Genomic DNA, 19,811 nt, shown 5'->3' on the forward strand with positions numbered 1-19,811 from the left:
TTACTTGGTCTCCGAATCGACGGGGCGGGCGTGGCTGACGGCGGGCTCGTTGCCGCCCAGGAGCAGATAGAGGACGGCCATCCGGGTGTGGACGCCGTTGGCGACCTGCTCGACGACGGTGCAGCGGTCGGAGTCGGCGACCTCGGCGGTGATCTCCATGCCGCGGACCATCGGGCCGGGGTGCATCACGATGCCGTGCTCGGGCATCCTCGCCATCCGCTCGCCGTCCAGGCCGTACCGGCGCGAGTACTCGCGCTCGGTGGGGAAGAAGGCGGCGTTCATCCGCTCTCGCTGCACACGCAGCATCATCACCGCGTCGGACTTCGGCAGCACGCTGTCGAGGTCGTAGGAGACATCGCAGGTCCAGTGGTCCACGCCCACCGGCAGCAGGGTGGGCGGGGCCACCAGGGTGACCTCGGCGCCCAGGGTGTGCAGCAGGTCGACGTTGGAGCGGGCCACCCGGCTGTGCAGCACGTCGCCGACGAGGGTGATGCGCTTGCCGGCCAGGTCCTGGCCGAGGCCCGCGTCCCGGCCGACCAGGCGGCGGCGCATGGTGAAGGCGTCCAGGAGGGCCTGGGTGGGGTGCTGGTGGGTGCCGTCGCCGGCGTTGATGACGGTCGCGTCGATCCAGTCGGAGGTGGCGAGCCGGTAGGGGGCGCCGGAGGCGCCGTGCCGGATGACGACGGCGTCGACGCCCATCGCCTCCAGGGTCTGCGCGGTGTCCTTCAGGGACTCGCCCTTGGAGACCGAGGAGCCCTTGGCGGTGAAGTTGATGACGTCCGCGGACAGGCGCTTCTCGGCGGCCTCGAAGGAGATCCGGGTGCGCGTGGAGTCCTCGAAGAAGAGGTTGACGACAGTACGGCCGCGCAGGGTGGGCAGCTTCTTGATCGGCCGGTCGGCGACCCGGGCCATCTCTTCGGCGGTGTCGAGGATGAGCACGGCGTCGTCGCGGGTGAGGTCGGCGGCCGAGATGAGGTGACGCTTCATCTGGTTCTTCTCCAGGAGGGTGGAGGTTCGGGCGTGCGGGCGCGCGGAAGTACCGCACGGGACGGTACGGCCCGGGCTCCGTGCGGAGGTGGACTACTGCTCGCCGGCCGGGGCGGTCCGCTTGGCACCGAGCAGCACGGCGTCGCGGCCGTCCTCCTCGGCGAGCAGGACCTTGACCGTCTCCCGCAGCGACGTCGGGAGGTTCTTGCCGACGTAGTCGGCGCGGATCGGGAGTTCGCGGTGGCCGCGGTCGACGAGGACCGCGAGCTGCACGGCGCGCGGGCGGCCGATGTCGTTCAGCGCGTCGAGGGCGGCGCGGATGGTGCGGCCGGAGAAGAGCACGTCGTCGACGAGGACGACCAGCTTGCCGTCGAGGCCGTCCCCGGGGATCTCGGTGCGGGCCAGGGCGCGCGGCGGATGCATCCGCAGGTCGTCGCGGTACATGGTGATGTCGAGGGAGCCGACCGGGATCTTCCCGGCGGTGATCTCTTCGAGCTTGTCGGCGAGCCTGCGGGCGAGGAAGACGCCACGGGTGGGAATGCCGAGGAGGACCACGTCGTCGGCGCCCTTGGCGCGTTCGACGATCTCGTGGGCGATACGGGTCAGTACCCGCGCGATGTCGGGGCCCTCGAGAACCGGGCGCGCCGCATCGGAGTCATGCGTGTCCATACGAAACGGACCTCCTTCTCCGCCTCACGGGACGGACCTTAAAGGACGTCGGAATTACTCCGTCCACGGTACCAGGGCCACAGGCCGCCCACACACGGGGCTGTCACCCGTCTGGGGTGGGGGTATGGACCATTCGGCTTGACGCAGCCAAGTAACGCTGCGTAACCTCACAGTGAGTTACCAGCCACGCGGCGGAGCCGCACGTTGTCACAGCGTCCGGGGAGCTATATGTCCAGCGAATACGCAAAACAGCTCGGGGCCAAGCTCCGCGCCATCCGCACCCAGCAGGGTCTGTCCCTCCATGGTGTGGAGGAGAAGTCCCAGGGCCGCTGGAAGGCCGTCGTGGTCGGGTCGTACGAGCGCGGCGACCGTGCCGTGACCGTGCAGCGCCTCGCCGAGCTCGCGGACTTCTACGGGGTCCCGGTGCAGGAGCTGCTGCCCGGCACCACGCCCGGCGGGGCCGCCGAGCCGCCGCCGAAGCTCGTCCTCGACCTGGAGCGCCTCGCGCACGTCCCGCCGGAGAAGGCGGGCCCCCTGCAGAGGTACGCGGCGACGATCCAGTCGCAGCGCGGCGACTACAACGGCAAGGTGCTGTCGATCCGTCAGGACGACCTGCGCACCCTCGCCGTGATCTACGACCAGTCGCCCTCGGTCCTCACCGAGCAGCTGATCAGCTGGGGCGTGCTGGACGCGGACGCGCGCCGCGCGGTCGCCCACGAGGACAACTGACGCCCGCCACGCCTCAGCAGAAACGTGCCGCCGCCGGGCCGGCCGGGACCTTGGGAGGTCCTGGCCGGCCCGGCGGCGTCTGTCCGCGCGCGGGGGTTCCGGATCCGTCCGGGCAGGACGAAGGGGCCCGCCGTACTCACGTACGGCGGGCCCCTTCGTGTGCCGGGCGGTCCCGGGGACTAGGCGTCCCGGCGAAGGCTCGGCTTGAGGTCCTTGAAGCGGGCCAGCAGCCCGTTGACGAAGGCCGGGGAGTCGTCCGTGGAGAACTCCTTGGCCAGCTGCACCGCCTCGTCGATGACGACGGCGTCCGGCGTCTCGTCCTCCCAGACCAGCTCGTACGTCCCGAGCCGGATGATGTTCCGGTCGACGACCGGCATCCGGTCGAGCGTCCAGTCGACGGAGTACGTGGAGATGAGGTCGTCGATGCGCGCGACGTACTGCGCGTACCCCTCGACGAGCTGCATCGTGTACTCGTTGACCGGCGGCTGACGATCGTCCGACCGCGAGTGGCGCACCCAGTCCGCGAGGACCGTCTGCACGGACTCACCGCGCTGGTCGGCCTCGAAGAGGATCTGGAAGGCGCGCTTGCGCGCCTTGTTCCGGGCAGCCACGGTTAGCTGTTCACCCGGCCGAGGTAGTCGCTGGTGCGGGTGTCGACCTTGACCTTCTCACCGGTGGTGATGAAGAGCGGGACCTGGATCTGGTAGCCGGTCTCCAGGGTGGCGGGCTTGGTGCCACCGGTGGAGCGGTCGCCCTGGACACCCGGCTCGGTCTCCTGGATGACGAGCTCGACGGCGGCCGGCAGCTCCACGTAGAGCACCTCGCCCTCGTGCTGCGCCACGGAGGCGGTGAAGCCCTCGATCAGGAAGTTGGCGGCGTCGCCGACGGACTTGCGGTCGACCATCAGCTGGTCGTAGGTGTCCATGTCCATGAAGACGAAGTACTCGCCGTCCATGTACGAGAACTGCATGTCACGGCGGTCGATGGTGGCGGTCTCGACCTTCGTGCCGGCGTTGAAGGTCTTGTCGACGACCTTGCCGGAGAGCACGTGCTTGAGCTTGGTGCGCACGAAGGCCGGGCCCTTGCCGGGCTTGACGTGCTGGAACTCGACGACGGACCAGAGCTGGCCCCCGTCGAGCTTGAGCACCATGCCGTTCTTGAGGTCGTTCGTGGAAGCCACGGTTGCGGAATCTCCTGGACTGAAGCTGGTGGGACCGAGGGTGCGCGGCACAGCGGGGCTAGAGCGCGAGCAGTTCCTTGGTCGTGATGGTGAGTAGCTCTGGCCCGCCGTCCGCCTCGGGGCGGACGACGAGCGTGTCATCGATTCGGACACCACCCCGGCCCGGGAGGTGGACCCCCGGTTCGACGGTGACCGGCACGCAAGCGTCCAGTTTACCCATGGCTCCAGGTGCGAGCTGCGGGTCCTCACTGATTTCGAGGCCGACACCGTGTCCGGTGCTCGCTCCCGGACCCTCCGCGTGGCCCGCCGCGTCCAGTACCTGGCGCGCCGCGCGGTCCACCGCGCGGTACTCGGCGCCGGGGGCCAGCGCCTCCCTCCCGGCCCGCTGAGCGGCGAAGACGACGTCGTAGAGCTCGATCTGCCAGTCCGCGGGAGTCGTCCCGATGACGAACGTACGCCCGATCTCGCAGCGGTAGCCGCGGTAGGTGGCGCCCAGGCAGACGGAGAGGAAATCGCCTTCCTCGACCCGTCGATCCGAGGGCCGGTGGCCGCCTCGGCCGGAGTTGGGGCCGGTCCCCACGGAGGTGGTGAAGGCGGGCCCGTCGGCGCCGTGGTCGACCAGACGGCGCTCCAGCTCCAGGGCGAGGTGGCGCTCGGTGCGGCCGACCAGGATCGACTCCAGGAGTTCACCGAGCGCCTGGTCGGCGATCTCGGCCGCGATGCGCAGGCACGCGATCTCCTCCTCGTCCTTGACGAGCCGCTTCTGCTCGACCGCTCCCCCGAGGTCGCCGAGGAGCAGCCGGGGCGCGACGGAGCCGATCGCCCGGTGCCGGGCCACGGTGAGGTCGTGCTCCTCGACGCTGAGCGAGTCGGCCCCGCTGGCCTGGGCGAGGTCGGCGGCGGCCACCGCCGGGTCGCCCGAGGGCGTGGGCAGCACGGTGACCCGCAGCAGCTCGTCGAGCCGCCCCTCCACGAGGTCGCCGGTGGGCGTGCGGGGGCAGAGCAGGACGTCCTCGGCGGGGCCGAGCAGCAGGACGGCGCCGGGCGGGGCGCCGCCCGCGAGATAGCGGACGTTCGCGGGGCGCGAGACCAGTGCGGCCGCGCTGCCGGCGGCGGCGCAGCGGTCGCGCAGCCAGCCTCGGCGGAGCCCATACACCTCTGACATGCGTCGAGCGTATGAGGGGGCCTGCGGCCGTGCCGGATGTGCGCGTCCGACCGGGGGGGCTCGCCGTCCGCAGGCCGCCGGGGCCGGTCGCGGCGGCCCCGGCGGCCCCGTCCTCACCAGCTCGGCGGGCTCGCGATCGCCCGGGCCAGGACGTCGTCCAGGAGGCGGGCCGTGGTGGGGACGTCGTACTGGGAGTTGTCGATGATGGGCAGGCCCGAGCCGTACCAGCCCGCCATGCGGCCGTGGATGCCCGCCACCTCTTCGTCGGAGAGGCGGCGGTTGCCGGAGCGCTCGGCGTTGCGCTCCAGGACGATGTCCAGGCCGGGGAGCAGGACCACCGGCAGCAGACCGGGGCCGACGTGGCGCTTCCAGCCGCCGAGGCCGACGACCGGGCGGTCGGGGAAGACCGCGTCGTCGAGGATGCAGGAGATGCCGTTGGCCAGGAAGTTCCGCGCGGCGAAGCCGCAGGTGCGGCGGGCCAGGCGGTACTGCGCCTCGGAGTGGTCGTTCCAGCCGGCCTGCGGGTCGGCGAAGCCCGCGCAGACCCATTCGCGCACGTCGTCGAGGCTGATGTGGGCGGTGGGGACGCGGCGGTGCTGGGCCCAGTAGCGGGCGACCGTGGTCTTGCCCGCGCCCGCCGGGCCTATCAGCAGCACCGCGAGCGTGGTGACGCCGGTGCCCTCGGGGGCCTGCGGCAGCGGGACGGGGCCGCCCGGCGGCAGCGCCACGTGCCCGGTGGTGTCCCGGGACGGGGCGGGGGCCTGCTGGGGCGCCGGGGACGGCGGGGGCGCCGGAGCGTGCCAGCCCGGGGCCGGTGGGGGCGGCGGGCCGGGGACGGGCGGCGGCGGGGCGCCGGGGGCGAGGGGCTGGGGGGCACCCGGGGCCGCGGGACCGCCCTGGGGGGCCGCGGACTGATGGGCGGCGAAGGCCCAGCTCGCCCCGGGGCCGTGCCCCGGGGCGTGGGGCGGCGGAAGCGGCGCTCCCGCTTCGTGCTGCATCCGGTGCCACTCCGTCTCGTACAAGGCAACTGGCGCTGGTCCGACGCCCGTCGGGCGTCCGGTCCAGAACCGTACCTTCCCCGGCCGTCGCAGTGTGAACGGCCGGGGCGTGGCGAAGGTGCCCGGTCAGCCGCCGAGTTCGCCGGAGAGTTCGTCGGCGAGCGCGCGCAGCGCCAGACGGTAGGAGCCGATCCCGAAGCCCGCGACGGTGCCGCTGGCCACGGCCGCCACCACGGAGGTGTGGCGGAACTCCTCACGGGTGTACGGGTTCGAGATGTGCACCTCGATGAGCGGGGCGGTGCGCTGGGCGGCCGCGTCCCGCATTCCGTACGAATAGTGGGTGAACGCGCCCGGGTTGAGAACGACCGGAATCTTTCCGTCGGCCGCCTCGTGCAGCCAGCGGATCATGTCGCCCTCGTCGTTGGTCTCGCGGACCTCCACGTCGAGCCCGAGCTCCTGGCCGAGGCTCTCGCAGACCTCGACGAGACCCGCGTACGTCGTCGCCCCGTACACGTCCGGCTCGCGCGAGCCGAGGCGGCCCAGGTTAGGGCCGTTCAGCACCAGGACGCGGCGGCTCACGAGGACACCTCGCCGTAGGCGGCGAGCAGCACCGCCGGGTCGGGGCCCTCCAGGACGGTCGGCTTGGCGAGGCCGTCCAGGACGATGAAGCGCAGCAGGTTGCCCCGGGACTTCTTGTCCAGCTTCATGTTCTCGACCAGCTTGGGCCACTGGTCGCCGCGGTAGGTGAGCGGCAGGCCCACCGACTCCAGGATGGAGCGGTGCCGGTCGGCGGTGGCGTCGTCGAGTCGCCCGGCGAGCCGGCCCAGCTCGGCCGCGAAGACCATGCCGACGGAGACGGCGGCGCCGTGGCGCCACTTGTAGCGCTCGTTCTTCTCGATGGCGTGCGCGAGGGTGTGCCCGTAGTTGAGGATCTCGCGCAGCCCCGACTCCTTGAGGTCGCTGGAGACGACCGCGGCCTTCACCCGGATCGCGCGCTCGATCAGCTCGGCCGTGTGGGGGCCCTCGGGGGTGCGGGCCCCCGCCGGGTCGGCCTCGATCAGGTCGAGGATGACCGGGTCGGAGATGAACCCGGCCTTGATGACCTCGGCCATGCCGGAGACGAAGTCGTGGACCGGCAGCGAGTCGAGCGCGGCGAGGTCGCACAGGACGCCCACGGGCGGGTGGAACGCGCCCACCAGGTTCTTGCCCTCGGCGGTGTTGATGCCGGTCTTGCCGCCCACGGCGGCGTCGACCATGCCGAGCACGGTGGTCGGGACCGAGATCCAGCGCACCCCGCGCAGCCAGGTCGCCGCGACGAAGCCGGCGAGGTCGGTGGTGGCGCCGCCGCCGACGCCGACGACGGCGTCGGTCCGGGTGAAGCCGGACTGGCCGAGCGCCTTCCAGCAGTAGGCGGCGACCTCGTAGGTCTTGGCCTCCTCGGCGTTGGGCACCTGGATGGCGATGGCCTCGTAGCCCTGCGCGGCCAGGTCCTCGCGGATGGCGTCGCCGGTGCCGGCCAGCGCCTCCGGGTGGATGACGGCGACCTTGCGGGCCGCGGGGCCGATCAGCGCGCCCAGTTCGGCGAGGAGGTTGCGGCCGACGAGCACGTCGTACGGGTCCGTCCCGGCGGTGGCGCCGACGTGGATCCGGGTGGGTGCCTGCTCGCTCATGCGGATTTCAGCTCCAGTGCGTCGAGGACCGCCTGGGCGACCTCTTCGGGGGTACGGGCGTCGGTCTCGACGACAACCCGGGCGACTTCGGTGTACAGATGGCGGCGGGCCTCCATCAGCTCGCGCCACTGGCGGCGCGGGTTGACGGCGAGGAGCGGGCGGGCGGTGTTGAGGCCGACCCGCTTCACCGCCTCCTCGACGTCCATCGACAGATAGACGACCGGCAGACCGGTCAGCAGCGCGCGCGTGGACGCGTCCAAAACGGCGCCGCCGCCGAGGGCGAGCACACCGGTGTGCTCGGCGAGGGCGGCGCGCACCGCCTCCCGCTCCAGCTCGCGGAAGTGCGGCTCGCCCTCGTCGACGAAGATGTCGGCGATCGGGCGGCCCTGGGCGGCCACGATGTCGGCGTCGGTGTCCCGGTAGGGCGCGCCGAGCCGCCCGGCGAGCAGCGTGCCCACGGTGGACTTGCCGGAGCCCATCGGTCCGACCAGGACGACCAGCGGACCGGTGCTCACCGGATCTGGAGGTTGTCGAGGTAGGACCGGACGTTGCGGCGGGTCTCGGGGACCGAGTCGCCGCCGAACTTCTCCGCCACCGCGTCCGCGAGGACGAGCGCGACCATGGCCTCGGCCACGATGCCGGCGGCGGGCACGGCGCACACGTCCGAGCGCTGGTGGTGCGCCTTGGCGGCCTCGCCGGTCGCCACGTCGATGGTGGCCAGGGCGCGGGGCACGGTCGCGATCGGCTTCATGGCGGCGCGGACGCGCAGCAGCTCGCCGGTGGTCAGACCGCCCTCCGTGCCGCCCGCGCGGCCCGAGGTGCGCCTGACGCCGTCGGCGGTGCGCACGATCTCGTCGTGCGCCTGGGAGCCGGGGACGCGGGCCAGGTCGAAGCCGTCACCGACCTCGACGCCCTTGATCGCCTGGATGCCCATCAGGGCGGCGGCGAGGCGGGCGTCCAGCCGCCGGTCCCAGTGCACGTGCGAGCCGAGGCCCACCGGCACGCCGTACGCCAGGACCTCGACCACGCCGCCGAGGGTGTCGCCGTCCTTGTGGGCCTGGTCGATCTCCGCGACCATCGCCTTCGACGCGCCCTCGTCCAGGCAGCGCACCGGGTCGGCGTCCAGCTTCTCGACGTCGGCCGGGGTCGGGTAGACGCCGTACGGAGCCTTCGCGGACGCAAGTTCGACCACGTGCGAGACGACCTCGATACCGGCCGTCTCCTTCAGGTAGGAGCGGGCGACCGCGCCGAGGGCGACCCGGGCCGCCGTCTCCCGGGCGCTGGCGCGCTCCAGGATCGGACGCGCCTCGTCGAAGCCGTACTTCTGCATGCCCGCCAGGTCCGCGTGGCCCGGCCGGGGGCGCGTCAGCGGCGCGTTGCGGGCGAGGTCGGCGAGGATCTGCGGGTCCACGGGATCGGCCGACATGACCTGCTCCCACTTGGGCCACTCGGTGTTCCCCACCATGATCGCGACGGGCGAGCCCATCGACAGGCCGTGGCGGACGCCGCCGAGGAAGGTGACCTCGTCGCGCTCGAACTTCATCCGCGCGCCGCGTCCATAGCCGAGGCGGCGCCGGGCCAGGTGGTCCGCCACCATCTCCGTGGTGATCGGGACGCCGGCCGGAAGGCCCTCCAGCGTCGCCACCAGTGCGGGGCCGTGCGACTCCCCCGCGGTCAGCCAGCGCAACCTGCTCAACGGTGCTCCTCGTTGCTCGCGCGTCCTGGTCATACGAGCGCGGCCGGGTGCGCGGCCCTGGCCCGCCACCCCTGATCCTCCCACGTCCGCGAGGGTGGGCCGGGACCGGTCCAGCCTGCGGACGGCCCTCCGGCCGGGGTACGGGCCGTCCAGGACCGGCCCGGCGGACCCCCGCGGCCCCCGGGGGGCACGGCTCAGCGGGCCGCCAGGGCCCGCTCGCCCGCCTCGCGCATGACCGCCAGGGGGGCCTTCACCACACCGGTCATCTGCTCCACCTGGAGCACCGCCTGGTGCACCAGGAGGTCGAGACCGCCCACGACCGCTCCCCCACGTCCGGTCCAGGCGGCCGCCAGCGGGGTGGGCCAGGGGTCGTAGAGGACGTCGAAGAGGGTGCCGGGCCGCTCGGGCACGGCCGCCGCGAGCGCGTCGGTGGTGCCCGCCGGGGTGGTGGCGACGACCAGCGGCGCCTCGAAGGCCCCGGCCGCGTCCGCCCAGTCGGCGGTGCGCACGGCCACCCCGAGCCGCTCGCCCCAGCCCCGCATCTCCTCGGCCCGGGCGGCGCTGCGCACGTACGCGGTGACCTCCCCCGTACAGATGCGGGCGAGGGCGGCGAGCGCGGAGGACGCGGTGGCGCCCGCGCCGAGCACGGCGGCCGAGCCGACCCGCTCGACCCCGCGCTCGCGCAGGGCGGCCAGCATGCCCGGGATGTCGGTGTTGTCGCCGTAGCGGCGCCCGTCGGCGGTGAGGACGACGGTGTTGACCGCCTCCACCGAGGAGGCGGTGGCGCTGATGCCGTCGAGCAGCGGGATGACGGCCCGCTTCAGCGGCATGGTGAGCGAGAACCCGGCCCAGGACCGGTCGAGTCCGGCGAGGAAGCCGGGCAGGGCGGCCTCGTCCACCTCGAAGCGGTCGTAGGACCAGTGGGTGAGGCCGAGTTCCCGGTAGGCGGCACGGTGCAGCACCGGGGAGAGCGAGTGCGCGATGGGCGATCCCAGTACGGCCGCCCGTCGCGCACCGCTCTCCTGGCTCGTGGAGCTCACTGGCCGGATTTCTCCTCTTCGTACTTCCTGCGGTTCTGCTCGTGCTCTTCGTTGGTGACCGCGAACAGCGTGTTGTTCTCGGTGACGGAGACGAAGTAGTACCACGGGCCGGGCGTCGGGTTGAGCGCCGAGTGCAGCGCGGACTCACCGGGGTTGCCGATGGGGCCGGGCGGCAGGCCGTGGATGTAGTACGTGTTGTAGGGGTGCTTGAAGTCCCGCAGGTGCTTGACGGCGCCGATGTCCAGGGTCGACTGGCTCTTGGCGTAGTTGACCGTGGAGTCGAAGTCGAGCAGGCCGTAGGTCTCGGTGTTGTTGGGCTTGAGGCGGTTGTAGACGACCCGCGCGACCTTGTCGAAGTCGTGCTTGTACTTGCCTTCCGCCTGGACGAGGCTGGCGACCGTGATGAGCTGGAGCGGCGACTTCAGGCCGAGCTTGGACGCCATGCCCTTCAGGTCGACCTTGCCGTACTCGGTGTTGGCGCGCGCGACCATCTTGCGCAGCACGTCCTCGGGCTTGGTGCCCTTGGCGACCGGGTAGCTGGCCGGGTAGAGGAAGCCCTCCAGCGGGTCCTGGATGTCCTTGTTGTCGTTCGCCCAGTCGGGCAGGCCGAGCTTCTTCGCCTGGCTCTTGGCGACGTCCTTGGTCGTGCCCGCCTTGAGTTCGAGGCGCTTGTCGATCTGCTCGTAGACCCAGGCGTTGCGTTTGCCCTCGGGAATGATGAGGTTGTTGCGGCTGGCCGGGTTGAGCATGGCCGCGACCGCGTTGGCCGCCGACATCCCCTTGTTCAGGGTGTAGACGCCGGCCTGGAGGGTCTTGCCCTTGGGGTTCTCGTTCTGCGCGGAGACGAATGCGCCCTGGCTCTTGACCACGCCGGCCTTGGCCAGGATGCTGCCGATCTCGTACCCGCCGGCGCCCGGCGGGATCTCCACCTGGACGGGGGTGGAGCCGGTTCCCACGTAGTCGGGGGCCGCGCCGAACTTCTTCTGCCAGAACTGGTAGCCGAAGTAGCCCGCGCCGCCCACGCCGAGCGAGAAGACGACCACGAGCACCAGGCAGGCGCGCCCGCTCTTGCCCTTCTTCTTCTTGCTCTTGCCCCGGCGGTCACGGCCCGCGCCGCCGCGCCGGGAGCGCGGCTCGTCGTCGTCCTCGTCGGATTCTGACCCGCGCCGGCCGCCGTCGCCGTCGCCGTCACTGAAGAAGGGGTGGTTCTCCTCCTCCGGCTCCTGCTCCTCGGGGTTCCACTCGGGCGCCTGCTCGGGCACCGTCCGCCGCCGGCCCGGGGGCTGCGGCGGCGGGTACGCCTCGGGCGTGCCGTAGTAGTCCTGGGTCTCGGTGCCGTAGGCGGGGTAGCCCTCGGGCTGCTGGCCCGCGTAGGGCATGGCGGCCTGCTGGCCGGTGTCCCATCCCGCGTGGTACTGCGCCTGCTGGGCGTACTGCTGCTCCTGCGGGTAGCCCTGCTGGGGCTGCTCGCCGTACTGCGGCTGCTGCCCGTAGGACTCCTGCGGCTGCTGCGCGTACTGCTGGTGAGGGTGCTGCTGGTGCTGGTCGTGCTGAGGATGCTGCTGGTGCTGCTGGTGCTGTTGCTGCTCCGGATGCTGCTGCTCGTGCTGCTGCTGGGCGTACTGCTGCCCACCCTGCTGGTCGCCGTACGGAGTCTGACCGGGCGCGGTCTGCTGCGCGCCCCACCCCTGGTCCCCGTAGAGGGGATCCTCGGGATGCCACGGTTCGGAGCCTGCGCCCCGGCCATACTCAGTCATCGGTCCCCTAGAGCCGCGAGGCATCCGGACGGTCCGCCTCTTTTGCTGTGCGGCTGCTGTTCGAATGTCGCCGCATCGCGCGGAACGTTACCGTATCGCGATCAGATAACCACTTCGACGCCCTCGCCCGGCGGGCGTCCTGACACCCGTTCGGCCTCAAGCGCGGTCTGGAGAATGATCACCGCGGCGGCCTGGTCGATGACCGACCTGCCCTTTTTGGCCTTCACCCCGGAGGCGCGCAGCCCCTGGGTGGCGGTGACCGTCGTCATACGCTCGTCGACCAGCCGGACCGGCACCGGAGCGATGCCCTTCGCCAGTTCCTGGGCGAACTTGCGCACCTTGACGGCCGCCGGCCCCTCGCCCCCGCTGAGGGAGCGAGGCAGCCCCATGACGACCTCGATGGGCTCGTACTCCTCGACGAGTTGACGCAACCGCCGGTGGGCGGCCGGGACATCACGTCCCGGCACGGTCTCCACCGGCGTGGCGAGGACCCCGTCGGGGTCGCACGAGGCGACCCCGATCCGGGCGTCCCCGACGTCGATCGCGAGACGTCGTCCGCGTCGCATCAGACGGTCTCGCCGACCTGGCGCTCGACGGCGTCGATGGCGTCGCCGACCGCGTCCGGGTTCTGGCCGCCGCCCTGGGCGACGTCCGGCTTGCCGCCACCGCCGCCACCGAGGGTCTTGGCGGCGGTACGCACCAGCTCACCGGCCTTGAGACCGCGCTCACGGGCGGCCTCGTTGGTGGCGATGACCGTCACGGGACGGCCGTTGGCCGTGGTGAACAGGGCCACGACCGCCGGGCGGTCGCCGGGGATGCGGCCGCGCACGTCGAGGACGAGCTTGCGCAGGTCGTCGGCGGAGGTGCCGTCCGGCACCCGGCCGGTGACCAGGGCGACACCCCGGACGTCCTTGGCGCTCTCGGCGAGCCCGGCGGCGGCCTGGAGCACCTTCTCCGCGCGGAACTTCTCGATCTCCTTCTCGGCGTCCTTCAGCTTGCCGAGCATGGCGGAGATCTTCTCGGGAAGCTCCTCGGGACGGCCCTTGACCAGCTCCTGGAGCTGGGCGACGACCGTGTGCTCGCGGGCGAGGAAGTGGTAGGCGTCCACGCCGACCAGAGCCTCGATACGGCGCACGCCGGAGCCGATGGACGACTCGCCGAGCAGCTTCACCAGGCCCAGCTGGGCGGTGTTGTGGACGTGCGTGCCGCCGCAGAGCTCCTTGGAGAAGTCCCCGATGGTGACGACGCGGACGCGTTCGCCGTACTTCTCGCCGAACTCGGCGATGGCGCCCTGCTTCTTGGCCTCGTCGATCGACATGACCTCGGCCTGGACGTCCAGCTCGCGGGCGAGCACCTCGTTGATCTTCTGCTCGACGTCGGTCATGACCGTGCCGGGGACGGCGTTGGGCGAGCCGAAGTCGAAGCGGAAGCGGCCCGGGGAGTTCTCCGAGCCGGCCTGGGCGGCCGTCGGGCCGAGCGCGTCGCGCAGGGCCTGGTGGGTGAGGTGCGTGGCGGAGTGGGCGCGGGCGATGGCGCGCCGACGCCGGGTGTCGATGACGGCGTAGGCCGAGGCGCCGACGGTGACCTCGCCGACCTGGACGACGCCCTTGTGGACGTGGACGCCGGGGACCGGCTTCTGCACGTCGCGGACCTCGATGACCGCGCCGCTGTCGAGCCTGATGCGGCCCTGGTCGGCCTGCTGGCCGCCGCCCTCGGCGTAGAAGGGGGTGCGGTCGAGGACGACCTCGACCTCGTCGCCCTCGGAGGCGGCGGGCGAGGGCACGCCGTCGACGAGCAGGCCGACGATCCTCGACTCGTTCTCGGTGAGCGTGTAGCCGGTGAAGTCGGTCTCGCCGGAGCCGTCGGCCACCTCACGGTAGGCGGACAGGTCGGCGTGGCCGGTCTTCTTGGCCCTGGCGTCGGCCTTGGCCCGCTCGCGCTGCTCCTTCATCAGACGGCGGAAGCCGTCCTCGTCCACCGAGAGACCCTGCTCGGCGGCCATCTCCAGGGTGAGGTCGATCGGGAAGCCCCACGTGTCGTGGAGCAGGAACGCCTTCTCACCGGCGAGGACCGTGCCGCCGCCGGCCTTGGTCTCGGTGACGGCGGTGTCCAGGATGTTGGTGCCGCCCTTGAGGGCCTTGAGGAAGGCGGCCTCCTCGGCGAGCGCGACCGTCTCGATGCGCTTGCGGTCGGTGATCAGCTCCGGGTACTGCTGCCCCATCGTGTCGATCACGACGTCGATGAGCTCCTGGACGACCGGGCCGGTGGCGCCCATCAGGCGCATGTTGCGGATGGCGCGGCGCATGATGCGGCGCAGCACATAGCCGCGGCCCTCGTTGCCGGGGGTGACCCCGTCGCCGATGAGCATCACGGACGTACGGATGTGGTCGGCCACCACTCGCATGGAGACGTCGGTGGTGTGCTGGTCGCCGTAGCGCACACCGGTCAGCTCGGTGGCCTTGTCCATGACCACGCGCAGGGTGTCGGTCTCGTACATGTTCTGTACGCCCTGGAGGATCATGGCGAGGCGTTCGAGGCCGAGACCCGTGTCGATGTTCTTCGACGGCAGGTCGCCGAGGATCGGGAAGTCCTCCTTGCCCTCGCCGGCGCCCCGCTCGTACTGCATGAAGACCAGGTTCCAGATCTCCACGTACCGCTCGTCGTTGACGGCCGGGCCGCCCTCGACGCCGAACTCGGGGCCGCGGTCGTAGTTGATCTCGGAGCAGGGACCGCAGGGGCCGGGGACGCCCATGGACCAGAAGTTGTCCTTCTTGCCCAGGCGCTGGATGCGCTCGGCCGGGACGCCGATCTTCTCGCGCCAGATCTGCTCGGCCTCGTCGTCGTCGAGGTAGACCGTGATCCAGAGCTTCTCCGGCTCCAGGCCGAAACCGCCGTCGGCCACGGGGCTGGTGAGCAGCTCCCAGGCGTACTGGATGGCGCCTTCCTTGAAGTAGTCGCCGAAGGAGAAGTTGCCGCACATCTGGAAGAACGTGCCGTGCCGGGTGGTCTTGCCGACCTCTTCGATGTCCGGCGTACGCACGCACTTCTGCACGCTGGTGGCGCGCGGGGCGGGCGGCTTGGTCTCACCCAGGAAGTACGGCTTGAACGGCACCATGCCCGCGTTGACCAGGAGCAGAGTCGGGTCGTCCGCGATGAGCGACGCCGAAGGGACGACGGTGTGACCGCGCTCCTCGAAGAAGCTCAGCCAGCGGCGGCGGATTTCAGCCGACTCCATCAGTGGTCCTCATTCCGGTTGTACGAGATCTTCTTGTAGGAGATCTTCGGGTTCTGCTGGTTGGGTTGGTCGATGGCCGCGAGGCGGCGCTGCGCCGGGAGTTCGCGCACGTTGGAGGCGTTCAGGCCCAGCGCGTCGTTGAGTTCGGACTCGCGCTGCGCCATGCCCGCCTTCACGTCGAGCGCGAAGTCCTTGAGCCGGTGGCCCGCCTCGATCGCCTTGTCGGCGGTGCGCGCGGCCAGCGACTCGGGGGTCAGCTGCTTCAGCTTCCGGTTGACCTTGGTGGTGGCCCACACACCGGCCGCGGCGCCCGCGGTGAACCAGAACGTACGGCGGAACATCGCAGCCTCAGCCCTTTCGCTTCCTCCGCCGCGCGGACGGCAGAGTCCGCCCGACGATCACCGTACGAGGCGGCTCGGCGGGCCCGGTTTTCCGTCCGATGGCCCGGCGCACCCCGTAGCCGAAGGCCGCGACCTTCACCAGCGGGCCGCCGAACGTCGAGGCGACCGTGGTGGAGAGCGCCGAGGCGTTGGAGGTGACCTCCTGGACGTCCGAGGCGATCGCGTCGACCCGGTCCAGCTGGGTCTGCGCCGAGCGCACGGCCGTCGAGGCGTCCGCGAGCAGCGGGACGGCCTGCTCGGTCACCTCGGCCACCAGCTTGGTCGTCGCCTTCAGCGTCTGGGCCAGCCGTACGAGGACTACGGCGAGGAAGGACACCAGGATCGCCCAGAAGACGGCCACCAGGATCCCGGCCACCTCTCCACCGGACACTTCGCACCGCTCCCTGCGCATCGACCGTCGGACAAGAAAAGTTGTCTCCCGACCCTATCGCGCCGAGGGTCTTGCCCCCTACCGCATTCGGAGCGCGCGCGAGCGGAGTCCCATCACCCGCTTGTACGCAGCGCTCACCCTTGAGTACTCTGCGTGTCCCATGCGCTCCCCTGTGCCCTCAGAGCTGAACCGCTTCGTCGGGCGAGAACGTGAACTGGCCGCGCTGCACGGGCTGCTGGCCGAGGCGCGGCTGGTCACCGTGGTCGGGGTCGGCGGTGTCGGCAAGACCCGGCTGGCGCTGCGCGCCGCGTCCACCGCGGCCGCGCAGGAACGCTACTGCGACGGGGTCCGGCCCGCGGACCTGTCCACGCTCACCGACCCGGACCTGCTCGACCACGCGGTGGTGGAGGCGCTCGGCCTCACCGACCACACCAGCCGCCCGCCGCGCCGCATCCTCCTCGACCACCTCGCCGAGCGCACCCTGCTGCTGGTCCTGGACGGTTTCGAGCAGGTCGTGGAGGCCTGCGCGGAGCTGGTCGGCGCGCTGCTGCGGGACTGCCCCGGGCTGCGGGTGCTCGCCGCCGGGCGGCTGCCGCTGCGGCTGGCCGGGGAACGGCTGCTGCCACTGGCGCCGCTGGACGACGAGGACGCGGTGGAGCTCTTCGCCGACCGGGCCGCCGCAGTCCGCCCCGGCTTCACCCTCGCCGACGGGCCGGCCGCGACCGCCCTGGAGCTGTGCCGCAGGCTCGACGGCATCCCGCTGGCGCTGGAGCTGGCGGCCGGACGGCTGGGCGCGCTCTCGGTGGAGCAGGTGCTGCGCCGCCTGGACGACCGGTTCCGGCTGCTGACCGGCGGCGGGCGCGGGGTGCCCGCGCGCCACCAGACCCTGCGCACCACGATCGGCTGGAGCCATGAGCTGTGCACCCCGGCGCAGCGGCTGCTGTGGGCGCGGCTCTCGGTGTTCGCGGGGCCGTTCGACCTGGAGGCCGTCGAGTACATCTGCGTCGGCCCGGACCTGCCGCCCGAGTCCGTGCTCGACGTGCTCCAGGACCTCCTGGAGCACTCGCTGGTGGTGCGCGAGGACGGCCCGGCGGGGGTGCGCTACCGGATGCTCGACACCGTACGGGAGTACGGCGCCGACTGGCTGGCGGCGACCGGGGACGCCGAGCGGCTGCGCCGGCGTCACCGCGACTGGTACCTGGGGCTCGCCACCTGGTGCGAGCTGGACTGGTTCAGCCCGCGCCAGGCGGAGGTCGCGGTGCGGGTGGAGGCGGATCTGCCCAATCTGCGGGCCGCGATGGACCACTCGCTCGACTGCGGGCGGGACACCCGGCTGGCCCAGTACCTGGCGGCCACGCTCTGGTTCTGCTGGGTGGGCTGCGGGCGGCTGGCGGAGGGCGCGCACTGGCTGGCACTGGTCCTGGAAGCCGAGGGCGGCGACCACGACGGCGCCCGGCTCAAGGCGCTGTGGGTGTTCGGCTACGTCTCGGTGCTGCGCGGCGACACGGCGGCGGCGATCGCGGCCCTGCACGAGTGCCGCGAGGAGGCCGAGCGCACCGGCGACCTGGTGGCGCGCGCGTACGCGGTGCACCGCACGGGCTGTCTGGCGCTGGTCTCGGACGACATGCCGAGGGCGGAGGAGCTGCTGCGGGCGGCGCTCGCGCAGTACGAGGAGATCGGCGAGCTCAACAGCAACGTCCTGATGGCGCGGGTCGAGCTGGCGATGGCGGTGGCCTTCCGCGGGCAGCTGCGCGAGGCCGTGGTGATGTGCGAGCAGGTGGTGGAGGTCTGCGAGAACCACGGGGAGCGCTGGGCCAGGGCGTACGCGCTGTACGTCCTCGGGTACGCGGCCTGGCACGGCGAGGACCTGGAGCGGGCGCGGACCCTGCTGGCCGAGTGCCTGGAGATCGACCACGCCTTCCACGACCTGCTGGGGACGGTGCTGGCGCTGGAGCTGATGGCGCTGGTCGCGGTGGACGGCGGCGATCCGGCGGAGGCGGCCGTGCTCCAGGGGGCGGCCGAGGGGATCTGGCCGTCGGTGGGGCTGCCGCTGTTCGGCTCGGAGTGCTTCAACGCGGCCCATGTGCTGTGCGAGCGGCGGGCCCGGGAGCGCCTGGGCGGGGCGGCGTACGAGACGTTCCGGCGCCGGGGCCGCGGGCTCGGTCCGGACGCGGCGGTGGCCCGGGCGCTGGCGGGCGCGGACGGGAGCGCCCCCGAGGTGCCCGCGGCCCGCGAGCAGGCGGCCCCGAGAACGCGAGAGCCCGCCGCCCCTCGCTCCGTACGGAGCGGGGAGACGGCGGGCCGCAGCGCGGAGCGCTGACTACCGCACCCGGATCAGCGGGCGTAGTACTCGACGACGAGCTGCTCGTCGCAGATGACCGGGATTTCCTTGCGGTTCGGGTCACGGTCCAGGCGGAAGGCCAGGGCCTTCAGGTTCACCTGGAGGTAGCGCGGGGTCTCGCCCTCGCCGGCGTAGCCACCCTCGCGGGCCACCTGGAAGGGGTGCTTCTCACGGCTGCGCTCGCGCACGGTGATGACGTCGTCCGGACGGACACGGAACGACGGCTTGTCGACCTTGCCACCGTTGACCTCGATGTGGCCGTGAACGACCATCTGGCGGGCCTGGTAGATGGTGCGGGCGATGCCCGAACGCAGGACCAGGGCGTCGAGGCGGCGCTCGAGCTCGACGACCAGCGCCTCGCCCGTCTTGCCCTCGGCCTTCTTGGCGCGGTCGTAGGCACGCGCCATCTGACGCTCAGAGATGTCGTACTGGGCGCGCAGACGCTGCTTCTCGAGCAGACGGACCTTGTAGTCCGAGTTCTGCTTGCGGCCACGGCCGTGCTCGCCCGGCGGGTACGGACGGGCCTCGAAGTACTTGACGGCCTTCGGCGTCAGCGCGATACCGAGCGCACGGGACTTCTTGACCTTGGGACGCGACTGGTTAGGCACGTTCTCCAAACCTCCATGGTTGGGTTAGGTTAGGCTCACCTTACTCAAGGAGATCGTATGTCTCGTCCGGGGAACACCAGTCACGTCACGGACAGCACGAAGAAGGCCGCACCCGCAGAAGGGGCCGGCTCCACCGGCCCGCAGAACGGGGCCGGTACCGGTGCGCAGCATGCCACCGGTCACGTGACGGAGGTCCGATCAGATCGTGGTCAGCCGCGTCCCAGCGGACATGAAATCGCGCGGATGCCGTCAGCAGCCGAGCGCACACGAACTCTCGTACATAGTACCTGCTCGTCGGTGCTCCTCCCGACCGGCCTCGAAGCGGCCCGCCCGGAGCAGCTGATGCCCCGGCTGCGCAACGTCGGTCCCGAGGGCGATCTGTTCCTGCTCTTCCCCGCCGACTCCCCCGCCGTACGGGCCGCGACGCACGCCCAGGACGACGAGCTGTCCGCCGTGCTGGAGATCACCGATGTGGCGCCGGTCTCCGTCCCCCACCGTATCCGGGGACGCGCCTGGATCACCGGCTGGCTCACCCGCGTCCCCGGCCTCGCGCCGCCCGGCAGCATGACGCTGCGCCTGGAGGTGAACGAGGCGTACGTGGACGATCTGTGGGGCGCGAGCGCGGTGGAGCCCGAGGCGTTCGCCGCCGCCGAGCCCGATCCGCTGGTCCGGGACGAGAGCGAGCTGCTCCAGCACCTCCACGCCCACCACGGCGAGCAGGTGCGCTCGCTGTGCGGTCTGGTGGCCCGGCTCGGACCCGGCGGGGACCGGGGCACGGCCTCGGTCACGCCGCTGGCGCTCGACCGGTTCGGGCTGCGGGTGCGGTTCCGGGACACCGACGGGCGCTGCTTCGACGCGCGGTTCGAGTTCCCGGAGCCGGTGACCGGCCTCGGCCAGCTGCGCCGGGCCATGCGACGGCTCTTCGAGGCGGCGGCGGACTGAGGGGCCACGGCCTCGGACCGGCC

At 72.0% G+C, this 19,811-nt stretch carries 20 protein-coding genes; 3 read left to right on the top strand and 17 right to left on the bottom strand.

From position 1 onward, the window contains the following. Both ABZ404_RS21985 and pyrR read right to left on the bottom strand, forming a co-directional pair. Window positions 1-987: an aspartate carbamoyltransferase catalytic subunit gene (locus tag ABZ404_RS21985; RefSeq protein WP_358834421.1), complete on the bottom strand. Its 987-nt coding sequence runs from the start codon at window positions 985-987 to the stop codon at window positions 1-3. Between the two features lie 93 nt (window positions 988-1,080). Then, window positions 1,081-1,656 carry a bifunctional pyr operon transcriptional regulator/uracil phosphoribosyltransferase PyrR gene (gene pyrR / locus ABZ404_RS21990; protein WP_358834420.1) on the bottom strand — a complete coding sequence of 192 codons (576 nt, stop codon included), beginning with the start codon at window positions 1,654-1,656 and terminating at the stop codon, window positions 1,081-1,083. Window positions 1,657-1,884: 228 nt separating this feature from the next. Here pyrR and bldD point away from each other — a divergent pair, with 228 nt between their 5' ends. Beyond that, window positions 1,885-2,385, top strand: coding sequence for a transcriptional regulator BldD (gene bldD, locus ABZ404_RS21995; protein WP_067155757.1), 501 nt, complete (start codon window positions 1,885-1,887; stop codon window positions 2,383-2,385). Between the two features lie 179 nt (window positions 2,386-2,564). On the opposite strand, the gene nusB is transcribed toward bldD, so the two are convergent. The 14 genes from nusB to ABZ404_RS22065 form a co-directional block, all read right to left on the bottom strand. Next, window positions 2,565-2,996, bottom strand: a complete 432-nt coding sequence (gene nusB / locus ABZ404_RS22000; protein WP_358837683.1) for a transcription antitermination factor NusB — start codon at window positions 2,994-2,996, stop codon at window positions 2,565-2,567. 2 nt (window positions 2,997-2,998) lie between these two features. Next, the gene (efp, locus tag ABZ404_RS22005) at window positions 2,999-3,565 is read right to left on the bottom strand and encodes an elongation factor P (RefSeq protein WP_329397139.1); all 567 of its coding nucleotides are present in this window, start codon (window positions 3,563-3,565) and stop codon (window positions 2,999-3,001) included. Between the two features lie 58 nt (window positions 3,566-3,623). Then, window positions 3,624-4,730 carry an aminopeptidase P family protein gene (locus ABZ404_RS22010; RefSeq protein ID WP_358837682.1) on the bottom strand — a complete coding sequence of 369 codons (1,107 nt, stop codon included), beginning with the start codon at window positions 4,728-4,730 and terminating at the stop codon, window positions 3,624-3,626. A gap of 113 nt (window positions 4,731-4,843) precedes the next feature. Next, a complete protein-coding gene (locus tag ABZ404_RS22015) occupies window positions 4,844-5,728 on the bottom strand; it encodes a Pro-rich N-terminal domain-containing protein (protein ID WP_358990709.1) in 885 nt (294 codons plus the stop codon). A 126-nt stretch (window positions 5,729-5,854) separates the two neighbouring features. Further along, complete coding sequence (gene aroQ, locus ABZ404_RS22020) at window positions 5,855-6,307, bottom strand: type II 3-dehydroquinate dehydratase (RefSeq protein WP_358837609.1); 453 nt, start codon at window positions 6,305-6,307, stop codon at window positions 5,855-5,857. Beyond that, window positions 6,304-7,398, bottom strand: a complete 1,095-nt coding sequence (gene aroB / locus ABZ404_RS22025) for a 3-dehydroquinate synthase (protein ID WP_358837610.1) — start codon at window positions 7,396-7,398, stop codon at window positions 6,304-6,306. Before aroB ends, aroQ begins: the two co-directional genes overlap by 4 nt. Beyond that, window positions 7,395-7,913 (bottom strand): shikimate kinase, encoded by a 519-nt coding sequence (locus ABZ404_RS22030; RefSeq protein WP_358837611.1) that lies wholly within the window; start codon window positions 7,911-7,913, stop codon window positions 7,395-7,397. The genes aroB and ABZ404_RS22030 overlap by 4 nt, the downstream gene beginning before the upstream one ends. After that, on the bottom strand, window positions 7,910-9,094 hold the full coding sequence (gene aroC / locus ABZ404_RS22035) for a chorismate synthase (protein WP_358837612.1): 1,185 nt from the start codon (window positions 9,092-9,094) through the stop codon (window positions 7,910-7,912). The genes ABZ404_RS22030 and aroC overlap by 4 nt, the downstream gene beginning before the upstream one ends. A 194-nt stretch (window positions 9,095-9,288) precedes the next feature. After that, window positions 9,289-10,134 (bottom strand): shikimate dehydrogenase, encoded by an 846-nt coding sequence (locus ABZ404_RS22040; RefSeq protein WP_358990712.1) that lies wholly within the window; start codon window positions 10,132-10,134, stop codon window positions 9,289-9,291. Beyond that, complete coding sequence (gene mltG / locus ABZ404_RS22045) at window positions 10,131-11,891, bottom strand: endolytic transglycosylase MltG (protein WP_358831897.1); 1,761 nt, start codon at window positions 11,889-11,891, stop codon at window positions 10,131-10,133. The genes ABZ404_RS22040 and mltG overlap by 4 nt, the downstream gene beginning before the upstream one ends. A gap of 101 nt (window positions 11,892-11,992) precedes the next feature. Next, window positions 11,993-12,457 carry a Holliday junction resolvase RuvX gene (ruvX, locus tag ABZ404_RS22050; protein WP_358831896.1) on the bottom strand — a complete coding sequence of 155 codons (465 nt, stop codon included), beginning with the start codon at window positions 12,455-12,457 and terminating at the stop codon, window positions 11,993-11,995. Further along, the gene (alaS, locus tag ABZ404_RS22055; RefSeq protein ID WP_358831895.1) at window positions 12,457-15,126 is read right to left on the bottom strand and encodes an alanine--tRNA ligase; all 2,670 of its coding nucleotides are present in this window, start codon (window positions 15,124-15,126) and stop codon (window positions 12,457-12,459) included. The genes ruvX and alaS overlap by 1 nt, the downstream gene beginning before the upstream one ends. After that, entirely contained in the window at window positions 15,126-15,467 is a 342-nt protein-coding gene (locus ABZ404_RS22060; RefSeq protein ID WP_358831894.1) for a DUF6167 family protein, read from the bottom strand. The genes alaS and ABZ404_RS22060 overlap by 1 nt, the downstream gene beginning before the upstream one ends. 7 nt (window positions 15,468-15,474) lie before the next feature. Then, window positions 15,475-15,897, bottom strand: a complete 423-nt coding sequence (locus tag ABZ404_RS22065; protein WP_358831893.1) for a DUF948 domain-containing protein — start codon at window positions 15,895-15,897, stop codon at window positions 15,475-15,477. Window positions 15,898-16,057: 160 nt separating this feature from the next. Between ABZ404_RS22065 and ABZ404_RS22070 the strand changes: the two genes are divergently transcribed. After that, on the top strand, window positions 16,058-18,217 hold the full coding sequence (locus ABZ404_RS22070; protein ID WP_358831892.1) for an AAA family ATPase: 2,160 nt from the start codon (window positions 16,058-16,060) through the stop codon (window positions 18,215-18,217). Window positions 18,218-18,231: 14 nt separating this feature from the next. Here ABZ404_RS22070 and rpsD read toward each other — a convergent pair whose 3' ends face one another. Then, window positions 18,232-18,846, bottom strand: a complete 615-nt coding sequence (rpsD, locus tag ABZ404_RS22075; protein ID WP_101392271.1) for a 30S ribosomal protein S4 — start codon at window positions 18,844-18,846, stop codon at window positions 18,232-18,234. Between the two features lie 243 nt (window positions 18,847-19,089). Between rpsD and ABZ404_RS22080 the strand changes: the two genes are divergently transcribed. Then, window positions 19,090-19,788, top strand: a complete 699-nt coding sequence (locus ABZ404_RS22080; RefSeq protein ID WP_358831916.1) for a DUF2470 domain-containing protein — start codon at window positions 19,090-19,092, stop codon at window positions 19,786-19,788. Window positions 19,789-19,811: the final 23 nt, after the last annotated feature.

Source organism: Streptomyces sp. NPDC005878 (genome assembly GCF_040629815.1).
Classification (GTDB): Bacteria; Actinomycetota; Actinomycetes; order Streptomycetales; family Streptomycetaceae; genus Streptomyces.